We start from the raw sequence: 15,547 nt of genomic DNA, 5'->3' as shown, positions 1-15,547 counted from the left end.
CGCCAGGATGACTTGCTGAACTACCTTCGGACCTATCGGACCGGACACGTCGAGGAGCTCTCCGAGATGTTCGGCGCGAGCCCGTCGACGATCCGTCGCGACCTCGCCGAGCTGCAGGAGCGCGGCTTCGTGGAGCGGGTGCACGGCGGCGCCGCGATCACCTCGATCGGCCTGGAGGCCGGCCAGGCGGTGCGCGCCCAGAGCGCTCCGGCCGAGAAGCGGCGGATCGGCGAGGCGGCGGCTCGCCTCGTCGAGCCCGGCTCGACGATCCTGATCAGCGGCGGCACCACCACCGAGAACATGCTGCCGTTCCTCGCCGATGCGCGGGAGCTCACCGTCATCACCAACGGCGTGCAGATCGCCGCCGGCCTGGCGGAGTACCCGGAGATCAACGTCATCGTGCTCGGCGGCGAGCTGCGCCGCGAGTCGATGTCGCTGCTGGGCGGACTCGTCACGGAGGCCGTACGGGAGTTCACCGTGGATCTCGTCTTCATGGGTGCCTTCGGCGTCGACCCGGTCGAGGGAATCACCGGGGCCAACCTGCAGGAGTCGCGGACCGACCGCGCGCTGGCGGGTGCCGGCCGTAAGGTCGTCGTGCTCGCCGACAGCTCGAAGTTCGAGCAGCGCGGGCCGGTGCGGCTGACGCCGACCGACGGCATCCACACCCTCGTCGTCGACGACGCCGTCGCTGCCGACACCATCGCCGAGTTCGAGCGGCGAGGCGTCCGGGTGATCACGTGCTGACCCCCACCGGCGACCTGGTCGCGGAGGCCGCCCGCGCGGGTCGCGGCATCGCGGCGTTCAACGGCATCACGATCGAGCACGGTGAGGCGATCGTCGCCGCCGCCGAGTCGGCGGAGCGTCCCGTCATCCTCGCGTTGAGCCACAACGCCGTCCGCTTCCACGGCGGGCTCGGGCCGATCGCCGCCGCCTACCGCCGCCTCGCCGAGGAGGCGGCGGTTCCGGTCGGCCTGCACCTCGACCACGTCGAGGACCTCGCCCTGGTGGCCCAGGCCGTCGACGCCGGCTTCGGGTCGGTGATGTACGACGCGGCGATCCGCCCGTACGAGGAGAACGTCGAGCTGACCGCCAGCGCCGCCGCCCTCGTGCACGAGCACGGGGTCTGGCTGGAGGCCGAGCTGGGCGAGATCGGCGGCAAGGACGGCGCCCACGCGCCGCACGTGCGCACCGATCCCGACGAGGCTGCGGCGTACGTCGCCGCCACCGGCGTCGATGCCCTCGCCGTGGCTGTCGGCAGCTCGCACGCGATGACGGAGGCGACCGCTGTGCTCGACCTCGACCTGATCGCGCGGCTGCGTGCCCGGGTCGCGGTCCCGCTCGTGCTGCACGGCTCCTCGGGCGTTCCGGACGCCACGATCGCGGCGGCCGTACGCGCCGGCCTGGTCAAGGTCAACGTCGGCACCCAGCTCAACATCGCCTACACGGCCGCCGTGGCGGCCGGCGCCGGGTCCACGGGATCCGATCCTCGGCCCTACCTCCGCACCGCGCGCGAGGAGATGACGGCCGTCGTGCGGCGGCTGATCGCCGTGGTCGACGGTGCCGCCGCCCCGCGGACCGACCCTTCCCCGCTTCAGCCGTCACGGTGACCACGATGACGATGACCACGATGACCACGATGACAAGGAGAACCATGACTCCGGCCGACCGGCCAACCGCCGAGCAGGCAGCCACGCTGCTGCGCGAGTGCCACTCCCGTCGCCTCGACCGCGAAGGCATCCCGATGGTGCTGGCGCTCGTCGACGAGCGCCGCCCCCTGCGGATCGCCGAGGACGCCGTCTCACGCGCCGAGGGGGCCGTCTACGCGGAGCTGCTCGAGGCCTACACCGAGCTGCTCACCCCGTCCTCGGTCTTCGCGGCCGACGACGAGGGCGGCGTGATCACGGCGATGCAGGTCGTCGCCTACCGCCACTTCGACCAGCAGGCTCATCGAGAGGGGGAGGGCCGATGACCATCGTGACGTCGCGCCGCCATCAGGACGCGTTCGCCCGCGGGGAGCTGATCCGCGTGGTGAACTTCCACAGCACGCCCGAGAGCGGGCGCGCGGCGTTGGAGAAGGAGCTCGCCGAGTACGCCGAGGCCTTCGCCCCGGTCTCGATGGACGACCTCGAGCAGCTCTTCGAGACCGGCGAGTGGCACAAGGACAAGCCGGGCGTCCTGCCCGTCTTCTACGAGGGCTACCGCAACAGCTACACGGTCGCTGCGCCCGCGGCCGAGAAGGCCGGGCTGACCGCGTGGTTCCCGGTGATCACCTCCTTCATCACCACGCCCCCGGAGCACCAGGAGGCGTTCGCCCGGGCGCACTGGATCTACCTGGTCGAGGAGGACCTCGGGGGCGGGCGGATCGCGATGAACGTCGAGGAGATGATCGAGCTCTCCCAGCAGCACGAGGTCTACCCGCACACGGCCACCCACCAGGGCTTCGACACGATCTACGACGCCCACCAGATCGAGGCGGAGGTGGTCGCCTCGAAGCGGTTCGTGGAGGAGGCGATCGGCAAGCCTGCGCGCGCCTTCGCGTGGCTGCACGGCTCGCAGTACGGCCGCAGCCCCGAGCACGACGAGGCCCTCCTCCGTGCCGGGTACGACTTCCTGTTCAGCAACACCATGATCCAGCGTCTCCCCAGCGCCTGATCCATCTCCCCTCCCCCACCGGCGGCGGCCCGCACGATGTGATCGTGCGGGCCGTCGTCGTCGGTCGCTCAGGACTGCGGGGACGATCAGCGATGGCGGTGTCGCCGGTGGGTCACCGCGAGCCCGGATCGCAGGGCGATCTCGAGCGTCAACGTCTCGTCCATCACCGACCACGCGCACGCGAGCGCCTCCGCCTCCTTCGGACCGGCGACGAGCATCACCTCGGGGTCGGTCGCCAGGGCGACCACCGCACCGGGGGCGACGCCGGTCGACTCCGTGGCGGTGCTGCCGTCGTGGCACCAGCGCACCAGGAGCAGCTCCTCGCGATCGCGGACGGCGACGACCACGATGCCCTCGGCGTCGGCGGTGATGGCGGCCGGCTCGCCGGGCAGCTCGATGCTCTCGTCACGGGCCGGCTCCATCGCGGGGTAGCGGGCGAGGGGCGCACGCAGCCGGCGGACGCGGTACGACGCTCCCGCACCGTCCTCGCCGCCGTGCCGCTCGGGCACGGTCTCGGTGTGACCGAGCACCAGATCGGTGTCGGTCTCCACCACGTACGGGAGGCCGGCGGTGCCCGGCCGGGCACCCGCCCAGGAGCCCGTCAGGGCGAAGCCCGAGGTCGGGGTCCAGGTCCAGCGTTCCAGGCCGTCGGGCCCGCTCGAGACGATCTCCAGGAAGAGCGGACCCGAGCGCAGCTGCGCGATCGCGAGGGCAGCGCCGGCGCCGGTCGGGACGTGCAGGCCGGCGCTCCAGGAGGCAGCCGGGATCGCGGGCTCGATGACCGGGCCGGCGGGGGAGTCGGAGTTGAACCACCACACGGTGCTGCCGCCCTCGGGGTGCGGCGCTGCCAGCTCGAGGTTCCCCCGACTGCCGTAGGCGCCCTGGGTCAGGGTCATCAGACCGGCCCCCGGGCTGGCCAGCACGGCTTCGTCGGTAGGGGCGACTTCACTCAGATATAAGCAGTCCATGACCAGATGATAGAACTTCGTGCGCACCTATGGCCGTTTCTGCTCAGTAATGATTGAATGACCGAGCAAACCAAGGAGGACACCCCCATGCGACTTTCCCGCGTCCGTACTCAGGACGACGTGGTGCTCGCGGTCGAGATCGACGGCGCACCGGGCGCCGAGACGGCCCGCGTGCTCGACCTCACCGGCACCGACCCGCTGCTTGACCTGCTGCGAGGGGCCGACGGCGCATCGCTGGCCGACGCGGTGGCTCGCCACCGTACCGAGCGCGTGCTTCCGCTCGCGTCCACGACGCTGCTTGCGCCGATCGCGCGGCCCGGCAAGATCATCGCCGTCGGGCTCAACTATCTCGACCACACCGCGGAGACGGGCCTGGCGGCACCGGAGACCCCGCTGATGTTCGCGAAGTACCCGACCAGCATCGCCGGCCCGGACGACGACATCCGCGCGCCGCGCAGCCAGACCAAGCAGCTGGACTACGAGGGCGAGCTCGTCGCCGTCGTCGGTACGACCTGCGCGCCCGACGGCAGCGCCACGGTGAGTGCGATCGCGGCGTACACGATCGGCAACGACGTCTCGGCGCGCGACGTGCAGTTCGGCGACGTCCAGTGGACGCGGGGCAAGTCGTTCGACACCTTCGCCCCGACCGGTCCGTGGCTGGTCACCGCCGACGAGATGGGTGACCTGGTGGACGTGCGGGTGCAGACCGCCGTCAACGGCGACGTGGTCCAGGACGACGTCGCCGGCTCGATGGTCTTCGACCTGCCCGCGATCCTCGCGCACCTCAGTGACGGCGTGACCCTCGAGCCGGGCGACCTGATCATGACCGGGACCCCCTCGGGCGCGGGCGCCTTCCTCCAGCCACCCTTGTTCCTGGCCGACGGCGACGTCGTCGAGATCACCATCGACCGCATCGGGACCCTGCGCAACACGGTCCGCGACGTCTGAATCGGAAGGGCACCCTCATGAGCAACGACCAGCACGTCCTGACCCTCATCGGCGCCGGCTCCGCGGTCTTCACCCGCGGGCTGCTCGCCGACCTGATCTCGGCGGACGACCTCGGGTCCTGGGAGATCCGGCTCGTCGACGTCAACCCCGATGCGCTTCGCGGAGCCCAGGGCCTGGCCGAGAAGATGATCGCCGCGCGCGGCGTCGCCCACCGCGTACGGGTCGTCGGCGATCTCGACCGCCGCACGATGCTGCCGGGCTCCGACTTCGTCGTCACCTGTGTCGGCGTCGGTGGCCGCCCCGGGTGGCAGACCGACCACGAGATCACCATGACGCACGGGATCTACCAGCCGGTCGGCGACTCGATCCTGCCCGGCGGCATCTCCCGGCTGATCCGCACCGTCCCGGTGATGGTCGAGATCGCCCAGGACATCGCCGACCTGGCCCCCGACGCCCTGTACTTCAACTACAGCAACCCGATGACCGCCAACGTGATGGCGATCCACCGCTACACCGGGCTCGACGTCGTCGGCCTGTGCCACGGCATGCATCACATCCAGCGCGAGCTCGCCGAGTTCATCGACAAGCCGCTCGAGGAGACGTCCACCCTCTACGCGGGCATCAACCACCTCACCTTCATCTACGACTTCCGGTGGCGTGGCCAGGACGCCTGGCCGCTGGTGCGCGAGCGCCTCGACCGCGAGCTGCCCCTGACGGGTGCCGTCCCCGACATGGACGAGGTCGGCTCGATCTTCTACGACAAGGTGTCGGTCTGGCACCACCCGTTCTCCTGGGAGCTCTTCCGGCGGTACGGCGCCTTCCCGGCGGCCGGCGACCGCCACGTGACCGAGTTCTTCCCCGAGCGCTGGGCCTCGGGCGACTACTACGGCAAGAAGCTCGGCGTGGACGCCTTCTCCGTGCCGGAGATCCTCGACTGGGGCGAGGCCCGCTACCAGGCGATGATGCGCCAGGCCCGCGGCGAGGACCCGCTCGACGAGACGATCTTCCACCGCAGCTCGGGGGAGCAGGAGCAGCTCCTTGCGATCATCAGGTCGGTGCTGCACGACCGGCGTGAGATCTTCTCGTGCAACGTGATCAACAACGGCGCGGTCCCCGGGCTGCCGGACGACTCCGCGCCGGAGGTGCCCGGTGTCGCCACCGCCCGCGGCATCCGTCCGCTGGCCGTCCCCGACCTGTCGGCGCCGCTCACCGCTGTCCTCAACCGTCGGCTGTCGTCGGTCTACCTCGCCATCGAGGCAGCGATGACCGGCTCCCGTGACCTGGTCATCGAGGCGATGATCGCCGACGGTGGCGTCACGGACAGCGACGTCGCGGCCGCCCTCACCGACGACCTGCTGGCCGCCCAGGCGCGACACCTGCCGAGGTTCGCATGAGCGCCGGGGACGGCGGGCGTGAGCTGCGCAGCCAGGCCTGGTTCGGCGACCCCGGCAAGACCGGGTTCATGCACCGCTCCTGGCTGCGGTCCGAGGGGCTGACCGACGACGCCTTCGAGGGGCGCCCGATCATCGGCATCGCCAACAGCTGGTCGGAGCTGACGCCGTGCAACGCGCACCTGCGCGAGGTCGCCGAGTACGTCAAGCGCGGGATCTGGCAGGCCGGCGGCGTGCCGTTCGAGTTCCCGACGACCTCGGCCGGCGAGCCGCTGGTGCGTCCGACCGCGATGCTGCTGCGCAACCTCATCTCGATCGACCTCGAGGAGACGCTGCGCGCCAACCCGCTCGACGCCGTCGTGCTGCTGGCCGGCTGCGACAAGACGACGCCGGCGTACCTGATGGGCGCGGCCAGCGTCGACCTGCCGACCCTGATGATCACCGGCGGCCCGATGCTCAACGGGAAGTACCGCGGCACCGAGATCGGCTCGGGCACCTCGGTCTGGAAGTTCACCGAGGAGCACCGCGCCGGCCGGATCAGCGACGCCGACCTGCGCGAGGCCGAGACCTGCATGTCCCGGTCCCGCGGCCACTGCATGACGATGGGCACGGCCTCGACCATGGCCTCGATCGCCGAGATCCTCGGCTTCCAGCTGCCCGACAGCGCCGCCATCCCCGCGGTGGACTCGCGCCGCAACCGGCTCGCCCACCTCGCCGGGCGCCGGATCGTCGAGATGGTCGCCGAGGACCTGCGACCCAGCACGATCCTGACCCGCGAGGCGTTCGAGAACGCGATCCGCGTCAACGCCGCGCTCGGCGGCTCGACGAACGCCGTGATCCACCTCCTCGCGCTGGCCCGTCGCGTCGGCGTGCCGCTCGACCTCGACGACTTCGACACCCTGGTGCGCGAGGTGCCGACCCTGGTCAACCTGATGCCGACCGGGACCTACCTGATGGAGGACTACGTCGACGCCGGCGGGCTGAGCGTGGTGGTCGACCAGCTCGGCTCGCTGCTCCACCGCGACCAGGTCAGCATCACCGGCCGGACGCTCGCGGAGAACTACCCCGACGGCACCTGCTACGACCACGACGTGATCCGCCCGATGACGGACCCGGTCAAGCCGGCCGGCTCCGGGATCGCGGTGCTGCGCGGCAACCTGGCCCCCGACGGCGCGGTGATCAAGCAGTCCGCCGCGGCGCCGGAGCTGATGGTGCACCGCGGGCGTGCCCTGGTCTGGGACGACCTCCAGGACTACCTCGCCGCCGCCGATGACGACGACCTCGACGTCGAGCCGAGCGACGTCCTCATCGTCCGCAACGTCGGCCCGCGCGGCTACCCGGGCATGCCGGAGGTGGGCAACCTGCCGTTGCCCAAGAAGATCCTCGCCTCGGGTTGCACCGACATGGTCCGCATCTCCGACGCCAGGATGTCCGGCACGTCGTACGGCACCGTGATCCTGCACGTGGCACCGGAGGCGGCCGTCGGTGGTCCGCTCGCCGCGGTCCGCACCGGCGACACCGTCATCCTGGACGTCGCCGCCCGTCGGCTCGACATCGACGTCTCCGACGAGGAGATCGCCGAGCGGCTGGCCGGCTGGAAGCCGACCCCGGTGCCGGGCAGCGAGCGCGGCTGGACCCGGTTGTACGTGGAGCACGTCCGTCAGGCCAACGAGGGCGCTGACCTGGACTTCCTCGAGGGCGGCAGCGGACACGCGGTCCCCCCGCAGGCGTTCTAGATGGCGCCGTTCGACGCTCCGGTGGTCGTCATCGGCGCGACGCGCGTCCTGCGGCCCCTGACGATCCGACTGGTGACCGCCGGCACTCCGGTGCTGGCGGTCGCCCGCTCGGCGCAGGCGCTGGCGACGCTCCGGACCGAGCTCGGACCGGGCCTGGTGCCCGTGCCCGTCGATGCGCACGTGCCGGGTATCGGCGAGGCCCTCACCCGGGCCGCCGACGGCCGCACCCCTGCTGCCGCCGTCGCGTACGGTCCGGCGATCGAGGAGTCGAACCTGATGTTCCTGGAGTCGTCGGTCGCGATGGGCGACGGTCCGGTGGTCCAGCTGCTGACCAGCGGTGTCGCGGCGCCTCGCGACGACGAGGCCGAGGGGGCGGCATGGTCCTCCGACCAGCTTCCTGGGGCCGCACGCCGGCGTCGTCTGGTCCTCGGTTGGCGGGCCGACGGCGGATGGCACACGCCGGTCGAGATCGCTGCGGCGGCGTACGACCTGCTCCTCGCGCCGAGCGATCGCGACGGCCTGCTCGGTGCGGTCCGTCCGTGGGCGGACCGGCCGTGATCACGGTCGTCGGGTTCAGCCCCGCGCTCGACGTCACCTACGTGGTCGACGACCTCGTCGTGGGTGGGTTGCACCGCCCGGCCGGCACCGTGCGACACCTCGGCGGCAAGGCGGTCAACGTCGCCCGCGTCGCGGCCGCGCTGGGTGCTCCGGTGCGGGTGGTCCTGCCGCTCCGGTCGATCGATGTGGAGACTCTCGGCCCCGCGCTCGAAGCGGGGGGAGTCGAGCTCGTGGCCGTCGAGTCGAGCGTTCCGCTGCGCATGTGCGTCTCGATCGCATCCCTGGCCACGAGCCGGATGACCGAGGTCTACGAGCATGCGCCCGCCCTCGCGCCCGAGGTCGTCACCGGTGTGGTCCGCGCGGCTGCGGACGCCGTCGGCGCAGGGAGGATCGCGGTGAGCGGCTCGGTCCCGGCGGACGCCGTCGGCGCCATCGCCGCACTGATCCGGTCGGGCCGCGGCTCGGCGATCGACACGCATGGTGAGGCGCTGGCCGTCGGCGTCGCCGCACGAGCCGGCCTCGTCAAGGTCAACCGGGTCGAGGCGGAGGCGCTGGCCGGGCTTCCGGTCGGCAGCACCGCGGTCGAGCTCGCCTCGGCGCTCTCGGCCCGCAGCGGTGGGGCCGTGGTGGTCACCGACTCGACGGCGGGGGTGGCGGCCGTGGACGGGAGCGAGCGCTGGGTGGCGCGGCCCACGGGCATCGTCGGGGCCTTCTCCCAGGGCTCCGGTGACGCGATGCTCGCCGGGATGCTCGCGGGTCTCGAGACCGGCGGCGACCTGCTCGACGCACTGCGTCTCGGCGTCGGCGCGGCCACCGCCAACGCGCTGCGGCCCGGAGGCGGTGTGCTCGACGCCGACCGGGCCCGGGAGGTCGCCGCCGGTGTGGAGATCGTGCGCGCCTGACGCCCGCCCACAGGCGTTCACTGCAAAGTGCCCGCCCGTGCGGCGTCCGTGCATTACGGTCCCGACCATGGACGCGCGACCGATGCGGACGGGATCCGCGGCGCGGGTGCTCGTGACGCACGGCGTGCTCATCCTGATCCCGGTCATCCTGCTGGGGGTCGGCCTCTCGCTCGGCATCCGCGGCACGGCGCAGAGCCGGGGTCTCTCCGAGGCCCGCTCGGAGGCCCTGCTGGTCGCGCAGACCGCTGTCGTGCCCCAGCTCGACCGGCGTCAGCTCAGCGGGCAGCTGTCGGATCGCGAGCAGCGGGCGATGAGCCGGCTGGTGCGCGGGGCCGTCGCCGGCGGCGACCTGCTGCGGCTGCGCCTGCGTGACAACGACGGCACCGTCATCTTCTCCTCCGACGACGAGCCCGGGGCGTCCGCCACGTCGAAGGCGATGGCGAAGAGCGAGGGGGCCGACGACGGCGACGATGACGACGAGGTCGCGGCGGCCGCCGACGGTCAGGTGGAGGCCCACCTGACCCACGTCAACGCCGACAGCGGCGACACGGGTCCGGCCGGGCCCGCCGCCGTCGAGGTGTACCTACCGCTGACCGCGGGGCAGGCGGGGAAGCAGATCGGCGTCCTGGAGATGTACCTGCCGTACGCCCCGATCGAGGCGAACGTGAACGCGAGCCTGCGCGTGCTCTACCGCGACCTGGCACTCGGCCTGGCGGGTCTGTTCGTGGTGCTCTTCATCATCACCCTCTCGGTCAGCCGAGGACTGCGCCGCGAGCTGGCGGCCAGCGCGTGGCGGGCCCGCCACGACACCCTCACGGCGCTGCCCAACCGCGTCCTGTTCCTGGAGAGGATCACCGAGGCCGCGGCCTGGGTGCGCCGGAGCGGACGACCGGCGCTCGTGGCCCTCATGGACCTCGACAACTTCAAGGACCTCAACGACACCCTCGGGCACCCGAGCGGCGACGAGCTGCTGGTCAAGCTGGCCCGGCGGCTCGACGCGCACGTCGAAGACCCCGACGTCGTGGCCCGGCTCGGGGGCGACGAGTTCGGCTTCGTGCTGCGCGACGTCGCGGATGCCAACGCGGAGCTGGCCCGGCTGATGGCCGTCGTCGCCTCGGAGGTGGAGGTGGCCGGGCTGCCACTGACGGTGGCACCCAGCCTCGGCTTCGTGCGCCTCACCGGCGGAGTGGAGACCACCAAGACCCTTCTGCAGCGCGCCGAGGTCGCGATGTACGCCGCCAAGGCCGACCACTCCGTCGTCGCGGAGTACAGCGCCCCCATGGAGCGCTTCGTCGCGGCGGACGTGGAGCTGATCGCCGAGGTCCCGTACGCCCTGGCCGACGGACAGTTCGTGCTGCACTACCAGCCGCAGATCGAGGTGGCCTCCGGCGAGGTCGTCGCGGCGGAGGCCCTGATCCGCTGGCAGCACCCCGAGCACGGGCTGCTGCTGCCCGGTCGGTTCCTCCCGATGGCCGAGCAGACGGACCTCATCGAGCGCCTCACCGCCTGGGTGCTGGCGAGCGCGCTGGCCGATGCGTCCCGCCTCGCCGCGCACGGGCGTCCGCTCTCCATCGCCGTCAACGTCTCGGCCCGCAGCGTCGTCCGCGACGACTTCGCCCAGCAGGTCATCGACGCGCTCGACGTCGCGGGCGTCCCCGCGTCCCGCCTCGTGATCGAGGTGACCGAGACCGCGCTGCTCACCAACCCCGAGCGTGCCCGCGCCGTCCTCTCGAAGCTCGACCGGGCCGGCGTCCAGGTCAGCATCGACGACTTCGGTCAGGGCCAGACGTCGCTCGGCTACCTCGCGGACCTGCCGATCCGTGAGCTCAAGATCGACCGCTGCTTCGTCACCGGCATGGCCGAGGACCCCGCGAAGACGGCGATCGCCCAGTCCGTGGTCGAGCTGGGTCACAACCTCGGGATGCGGGTGGTCGCGGAGGGCATCGAGACCGGCGCCGACCTCGCGGTCGTCCGGGCCCTGGGCTGCGACCTGATGCAGGGCTACCACCTCGGTCGTCCCGCGGAGCTCGACGTCCTCCTCGCCCGGGTGGCCGGCTCCACGACGGCAGAGGCGCGCTGACGCCGCGAGACCCGGCTGCGGCCGAGCCAACCGATCGGGTCCTCGTTCCGTCACAGTGGTGACAGGCCCTAGGGGCAACCGGACGAGGGACGCATCCGATGGCACGGCACGACGAGGAGTTCACCGCGTACGCCGCGGCGGCGCGCCCCCGTCTCTACCGCGCCGCGTACCTGCTCTGCGGGAGCCATCACCAGGCCGAGGACATCGTGGCCACGACACTGGCGAAGCTCTACGTCGCCTGGCCGAGGGCGCGGCGGGCCGATGCGATCGACGCGTACGCCCGCCGGGTGCTGGTGAACAGCCACCTCGACGAGACCCGTCGCCCGTGGCGGCGCGAGCGCCCGAGTGTCCCGGAGGTGCTCGATCGCACGGTCGAGCACGCGACCCCGGACGACGAGCTCTGGTCGGCGGTACGCGCCCTGCCGCCCGGCCAGCGCCGCGTCGTGGTGCTGCGGCACTACTGGGGGCTGAGTGTCGAGGAGGTCGCAGCGGACCTCGGCATCAGCGGCGGCACGGTCAAGAGCCAGACGTCCGCTGCGCTCAGCGCGCTGCGCCGGGCCATCCACACCGAAGGAGAATCCCGATGAACGACCCCGATCCCGTCGAGGACGAGCTCGCCGCGCGCCTGCGCGGACTCGTCGACGACATCGCCGTGCCGCCCAGCGACGGCCGCGCCGACCTCCTCCGCGGGCGACGTCGCGCGCGGCGCCGCACCGCCCTGATCGCCGGCGGTGTGACCGGGGCTTGTGCGGCGGCCGTCGCGGTCGGCGTCGGCGCCACCGCCGGCGGGGGCGATCGGGCACTCGACCCCGCGGTCCAGTCCGCCTCGACGGCGCCGTCGAGTGCGAGCAGCACGCCCACCCCTGCGGCCCCGGCCCTCCACGACCCGGCCCTCAACGACCCGGCCCTCCACGACCCGGGCTGCCCCGCCGGCCAGATCGCGATGCGGGTCGGCATGCCGGGGACGGCCCACAGCGCCTTGGCGGTCCTGCTCGGCGACTACGCCGATCACCTCGCGCGCCACCTCGACCCCACCGGCAAGCACCTGCAGCTGAGGCCGAGCAACCTGCAGACCTCCGCCAACAGCATGGGTCCCTGCGTCGAGCCCGGGAAGGTGACGGGAGTCGGCACCAAGCTCGACTGGAGCAGTCCGGGCGACCCCGGGCTGGGCGTCGTGCAGATCGAGGTCCACGAGGAGCGGCCCGGCCAGATCCGGATGCAGATGAGCGGCTGGAAGGAGGTCGCCCCGCCGGGCACCGCCGTGCGGGCCTGGACCGCGCAGAGCGGCACCGACCTCGCTGCCGAGGTCCAGCGTGCCGACGGGACCCTCGTCGCGGTGGCGGCCAGCGGGCTCTTCGGCAACAACTCCACCGTGGCGCTCGCGGGCGGCACCGGGCTGACCACCGCTCAGCTTCTCGAGGCGGCGGCCGACCCGGCGTACACGCTGCCCTGACCGACGTCGGCGGACGGTGGGCGCTAGGTCCGGCCGGTCGAATCGCTTAGCATGCCGACACCTGTGCCGGACATCCGCCCGGTGCCGGCTCGGGAGGGAAGAGGCGTGCGTACGAGGGGCTGGGCCGCGCTCATCGCTGTCGTCGCGCTCGTACTCGGAGCACTCACCGCGACGGCGGCCAGGGCCGCCACCCAGCCGACCACGGCCAAGCCCAACATCGTGGTGATCATGGCCGACGACATGCGGTTCGACGACCTCGCCTGGGCTCCGCACATCCGCCAGCTGGTCGCGGGCGACGGGGTCTCGATGGAGGACTCCTTCTCGCCGTACCCACTGTGCTGCCCCGCCCGGGTCAGCTTCCTCACCGGACAGCTCACCCACAACCACCACGTCTGGACGCACCAGGCGCCGTACGGGTACGGCGCCTTCGACGACAGCGCCAGCCTGGCGACCTCGCTGCAGGCCGCCGGCTACCGCACCGGCCTGGCCGGCAAGTACCTCAACGGCTACGGCGTCGATGCCACATCCGGCGGACGGATCGTCACCCAGAAGCGCCTGCACGCCGTGTTGAAGCGCGAGAGGGCGATCAAGCGCTGGAAGTGGCTGCGCCAGCACCGCAAGGGTCGCCCGGCGCTCCACCCGAAGAAGCGTCCGCGCCCGATCCCGGTCCGCCTGCGTGGACACGCCGGCACCGTCGCGTCGTGGCGCAAGGTGCCCAACGGCTGGTCACAGTGGCACGCCCTCTTCGAGTCATCGCCGGGCCTGCGCCGCGCCACCGGCATCCACGGCGGGGGCGTCTACCACTACTACGGCACGGTGAGCAACGACAACGGCGTCCCGCACTCGCATCGCGGCACCTACTCCACCGACGTCGTGGCCGACTCCACCGTCGACATGATCCGTACGTTCTCCGCCGGCAGCGCGCCGTTCTTCCTCGACGTCAACTTCGTCGCGCCGCACTGCGGCATCGGCGACGCGGCCGAGAGGGCGCGCGATCTGGCCCGCGGCCTCGGCAACGACACCACCCTCGCCCAGGACGGCGCCGTCGAGGCGCCCTGCTCGACGGCCTCCCCGGCGCGGCTGCGGGGCCACTTCGACAGCGTGATCCAGCGCGGCATGGGCATCACCGTCGACGGCGTGGACGAGGACGACGTCAGCGACAAGCCGGGCGTCTTCGCGGCGCTCCCGCACCTGACGGCCACCCAGCTGACCCAGCTCCGCGAGCGCACCCGCCAGCGCGCCGAGGCGGTCTATGCGATGGACCAGCAGGTCGACCGGATCATCACCACCCTCAAGCGGGCCGGCGAGTGGGACAACACCTACCTCGTCTTCACCTCCGACAACGGCTACTTCCAGGGCGAGCACCGCCGGGCCGAGGGCAAGGTCTACGGGTACGAGCCGTCGCTGCGGGTCCCGATGGTCGTGACCGGCCCGGGCCTGCGCGGCGCCGGCGCCCAGCAGCGCTTCGACCCGATCACCACGGCAGATCTCACCGCGACCGTGCTCGACTGGGCCGACGCCGCACCGCCGCGCACCCCGGACGGCGTCTCGCTCGCACCGGTGATGGCCGGCGGTGACAGCGGCTGGCGCTACGCGGTGCCGATCGAGCAGGCCTGGTCCACTCCCAACAGCGGTGGCGCCGACCCGGCGCTCGCGGGCGGCCATCTCGCCTCGTACGGCCTGCGCACCGCGCGCTACTCCTACGTCCGCTACCGCGACGGCAGTCGCGAGCTCTACGACCTCGTGCAGGACCCGCTGGAGTGGAGCAACGTCGCCACCGACCCGGCGTACGCCCAGGTCGTCTCGGACCTCGACAGCATCTGGGGTCAGGGCCGGACCTGCGCGGGCGCGAGCTGTCGGGTCGAGCTGCCGGCGAGCCTCCAGGAGGACGCTGTGGCGGACCGCGGGATCGGCACGACCTGGCGCAACGCCGTCCGGGCGGCGTACGGCCACTAGCGTTCGGCCGGGTGTGTCAGGCCGGGTGTGTCAGGCCGCCGTCCCGGAGGAGGTGCGGGTCGGAACAGGCGCGTGCGCGCCCGCGATGATGGTCTGCGCGACCAGCTCCGGGTCGTCGGGCATCGGCACGTGGCCGCAGTGGTCGAGCCACACGTGGTGCGCGTTCGGCAGCAGACGGCGGGCGCGGCGCGCCTGGTAGGGCAGCAGCACCTTGTCGTGGTCGGACCAGGCGATGGTCACCGGGATCTCGCGCGGCTCGCCCGGGATGAACGTGTAGGCGTGCTTGAGCAGGTAGCCGACCGTCGTGCGCGCGGCAAGCAGGTTGCGCAGGTCGCCGAGCGCCATCTCCGGGGCGAGGCTCTCCGGGTGCTGGTAGAGCCAGCCCATCATCGCCATCCGCCCGGTCGGGGACCGGGTCAGGCGCCCGGCCATCGGAGCGGAGGCACGGGCGGCGGCCATCACCGAGGCGAAGAGCGTACTGACGTAGCGGAAGTCGCGCGGGCCGGCCCAGAAGCCGGCCGGCGAGAGCGCGGTGACCGAACGGGCGAGGTCGTCGTTGCCGAGCTCGAGGGCGATCAGGCCGCCCAGCGAGTTGCCCACGACGTGGGGACGCTCGATGCCGAGCTCGGTGAAGAGGTCCTGGAATGCGACCCGCAGCGCCTCCTTGGGCGCGACGGAGCGGTCGAGCGCGTCCGTCGATCCGCCGTGACCCGGAAGGTCGGGGATGATGACGTCGAACTCCTCGGCGAGCCGGTGGACGACGGGGTACCAGCCCTGGCGACGGTGTCCGATCCCGTGGATCAGGACCAGCGGATCGCCACTGCCGAAGCGTTCGTACGCGAGCACGGGGCCCTCCTGTGTGCAAAAGTTAGTGGTACACGTTGTACCAGGTACTTTCGGAGG

General features: G+C 72.2%; 15 protein-coding genes. 13 read left to right on the top strand and 2 right to left on the bottom strand.

Annotated features, from left to right (window positions below; translation table 11 throughout):
- Positions 1-12: 12 nt before the first annotated feature.
- From ACZ5L9_RS05010 to ACZ5L9_RS04995, 4 genes are read left to right on the top strand one after another with little or no spacing between them, the layout of a single operon-like run.
- Complete coding sequence (locus ACZ5L9_RS05010; RefSeq protein ID WP_464534451.1) at positions 13-744, top strand: DeoR/GlpR family DNA-binding transcription regulator; 732 nt, start codon at positions 13-15, stop codon at positions 742-744.
- A complete protein-coding gene (locus ACZ5L9_RS05005) occupies positions 738-1,607 on the top strand; it encodes a class II fructose-bisphosphate aldolase (RefSeq protein ID WP_464534447.1) in 870 nt (289 codons plus the stop codon). The genes ACZ5L9_RS05010 and ACZ5L9_RS05005 overlap by 7 nt, the downstream gene beginning before the upstream one ends.
- A gap of 44 nt (positions 1,608-1,651) precedes the next feature.
- Complete coding sequence (locus ACZ5L9_RS05000) at positions 1,652-1,969, top strand: hypothetical protein (protein ID WP_464534444.1); 318 nt, start codon at positions 1,652-1,654, stop codon at positions 1,967-1,969.
- Positions 1,966-2,652 carry a polysaccharide deacetylase family protein gene (locus ACZ5L9_RS04995; RefSeq protein ID WP_464534441.1) on the top strand — a complete coding sequence of 229 codons (687 nt, stop codon included), beginning with the start codon at positions 1,966-1,968 and terminating at the stop codon, positions 2,650-2,652. The genes ACZ5L9_RS05000 and ACZ5L9_RS04995 overlap by 4 nt, the downstream gene beginning before the upstream one ends.
- Before the next feature lie 86 nt (positions 2,653-2,738).
- Here the strand turns inward: ACZ5L9_RS04995 and ACZ5L9_RS04990 are convergent, their stop codons facing one another.
- Positions 2,739-3,647, bottom strand: a complete 909-nt coding sequence (locus tag ACZ5L9_RS04990; RefSeq protein WP_464534438.1) for a hypothetical protein — start codon at positions 3,645-3,647, stop codon at positions 2,739-2,741.
- 60 nt (positions 3,648-3,707) lie between these two features.
- Between ACZ5L9_RS04990 and ACZ5L9_RS04985 the strand changes: the two genes are divergently transcribed.
- The 9 genes from ACZ5L9_RS04985 to ACZ5L9_RS04945 all read left to right on the top strand — a co-directional run bounded on the left by ACZ5L9_RS04985 (position 3,708) and on the right by ACZ5L9_RS04945 (position 14,644).
- On the top strand, positions 3,708-4,568 hold the full coding sequence (locus ACZ5L9_RS04985) for a fumarylacetoacetate hydrolase family protein (RefSeq protein WP_464534435.1): 861 nt from the start codon (positions 3,708-3,710) through the stop codon (positions 4,566-4,568).
- 17 nt (positions 4,569-4,585) lie between these two features.
- Positions 4,586-5,962: a family 4 glycosyl hydrolase gene (locus ACZ5L9_RS04980; RefSeq protein WP_464534432.1), complete on the top strand. Its 1,377-nt coding sequence runs from the start codon at positions 4,586-4,588 to the stop codon at positions 5,960-5,962.
- Complete coding sequence (locus tag ACZ5L9_RS04975) at positions 5,959-7,695, top strand: IlvD/Edd family dehydratase (RefSeq protein ID WP_464534430.1); 1,737 nt, start codon at positions 5,959-5,961, stop codon at positions 7,693-7,695. The genes ACZ5L9_RS04980 and ACZ5L9_RS04975 overlap by 4 nt, the downstream gene beginning before the upstream one ends.
- The gene (locus ACZ5L9_RS04970) at positions 7,696-8,253 is read left to right on the top strand and encodes a Rossmann-fold NAD(P)-binding domain-containing protein (protein WP_464534429.1); all 558 of its coding nucleotides are present in this window, start codon (positions 7,696-7,698) and stop codon (positions 8,251-8,253) included.
- A complete protein-coding gene (locus ACZ5L9_RS04965; RefSeq protein ID WP_464534428.1) occupies positions 8,235-9,155 on the top strand; it encodes a 1-phosphofructokinase family hexose kinase in 921 nt (306 codons plus the stop codon). The genes ACZ5L9_RS04970 and ACZ5L9_RS04965 overlap by 19 nt, the downstream gene beginning before the upstream one ends.
- Before the next feature lie 67 nt (positions 9,156-9,222).
- A complete protein-coding gene (locus ACZ5L9_RS04960; RefSeq protein WP_464534427.1) occupies positions 9,223-11,235 on the top strand; it encodes a putative bifunctional diguanylate cyclase/phosphodiesterase in 2,013 nt (670 codons plus the stop codon).
- A gap of 98 nt (positions 11,236-11,333) precedes the next feature.
- Positions 11,334-11,822: a SigE family RNA polymerase sigma factor gene (locus ACZ5L9_RS04955; RefSeq protein ID WP_464534426.1), complete on the top strand. Its 489-nt coding sequence runs from the start codon at positions 11,334-11,336 to the stop codon at positions 11,820-11,822.
- Complete coding sequence (locus ACZ5L9_RS04950) at positions 11,819-12,688, top strand: hypothetical protein (RefSeq protein ID WP_464534425.1); 870 nt, start codon at positions 11,819-11,821, stop codon at positions 12,686-12,688. Before ACZ5L9_RS04955 ends, ACZ5L9_RS04950 begins: the two co-directional genes overlap by 4 nt.
- Positions 12,689-12,793: 105 nt before the next feature.
- Entirely contained in the window at positions 12,794-14,644 is a 1,851-nt protein-coding gene (locus ACZ5L9_RS04945; RefSeq protein WP_464534424.1) for a sulfatase-like hydrolase/transferase, read from the top strand.
- 30 nt (positions 14,645-14,674) lie between these two features.
- On the opposite strand, the gene ACZ5L9_RS04940 is transcribed toward ACZ5L9_RS04945, so the two are convergent.
- Positions 14,675-15,490, bottom strand: a complete 816-nt coding sequence (locus ACZ5L9_RS04940; RefSeq protein ID WP_464534423.1) for an alpha/beta fold hydrolase — start codon at positions 15,488-15,490, stop codon at positions 14,675-14,677.
- Positions 15,491-15,547: the final 57 nt, after the last annotated feature.

It is taken from the genome of Nocardioides sp. JCM 18998 (assembly GCF_055391535.1).
The sequence above is the reverse complement of the archived record's forward strand: the minus strand, read 5'-3'. Positions and strand labels throughout refer to the sequence as shown.

What these genes read in the sequence shown, in the direction of transcription:
- ACZ5L9_RS04985 (WP_464534435.1), top strand. Translation starts at nt 3,708, where the DNA reads ATGCGACTTTCCCGCGTCCGTACTCAGGACGACGTGGTGCTCGCGGTC.
- ACZ5L9_RS04955 (WP_464534426.1), top strand. Translation starts at nt 11,334, where the DNA reads ATGGCACGGCACGACGAGGAGTTCACCGCGTACGCCGCGGCGGCGCGC.
- ACZ5L9_RS04980 (WP_464534432.1), top strand. Translation starts at nt 4,586, where the DNA reads ATGAGCAACGACCAGCACGTCCTGACCCTCATCGGCGCCGGCTCCGCG.
- ACZ5L9_RS05000 (WP_464534444.1), top strand. Translation starts at nt 1,652, where the DNA reads ATGACTCCGGCCGACCGGCCAACCGCCGAGCAGGCAGCCACGCTGCTG.
- ACZ5L9_RS04960 (WP_464534427.1), top strand. Translation starts at nt 9,223, where the DNA reads ATGGACGCGCGACCGATGCGGACGGGATCCGCGGCGCGGGTGCTCGTG.
- ACZ5L9_RS04970 (WP_464534429.1), top strand. Translation starts at nt 7,696, where the DNA reads ATGGCGCCGTTCGACGCTCCGGTGGTCGTCATCGGCGCGACGCGCGTC.
- ACZ5L9_RS04950 (WP_464534425.1), top strand. Translation starts at nt 11,819, where the DNA reads ATGAACGACCCCGATCCCGTCGAGGACGAGCTCGCCGCGCGCCTGCGC.
- ACZ5L9_RS04975 (WP_464534430.1), top strand. Translation starts at nt 5,959, where the DNA reads ATGAGCGCCGGGGACGGCGGGCGTGAGCTGCGCAGCCAGGCCTGGTTC.
- ACZ5L9_RS04995 (WP_464534441.1), top strand. Translation starts at nt 1,966, where the DNA reads ATGACCATCGTGACGTCGCGCCGCCATCAGGACGCGTTCGCCCGCGGG.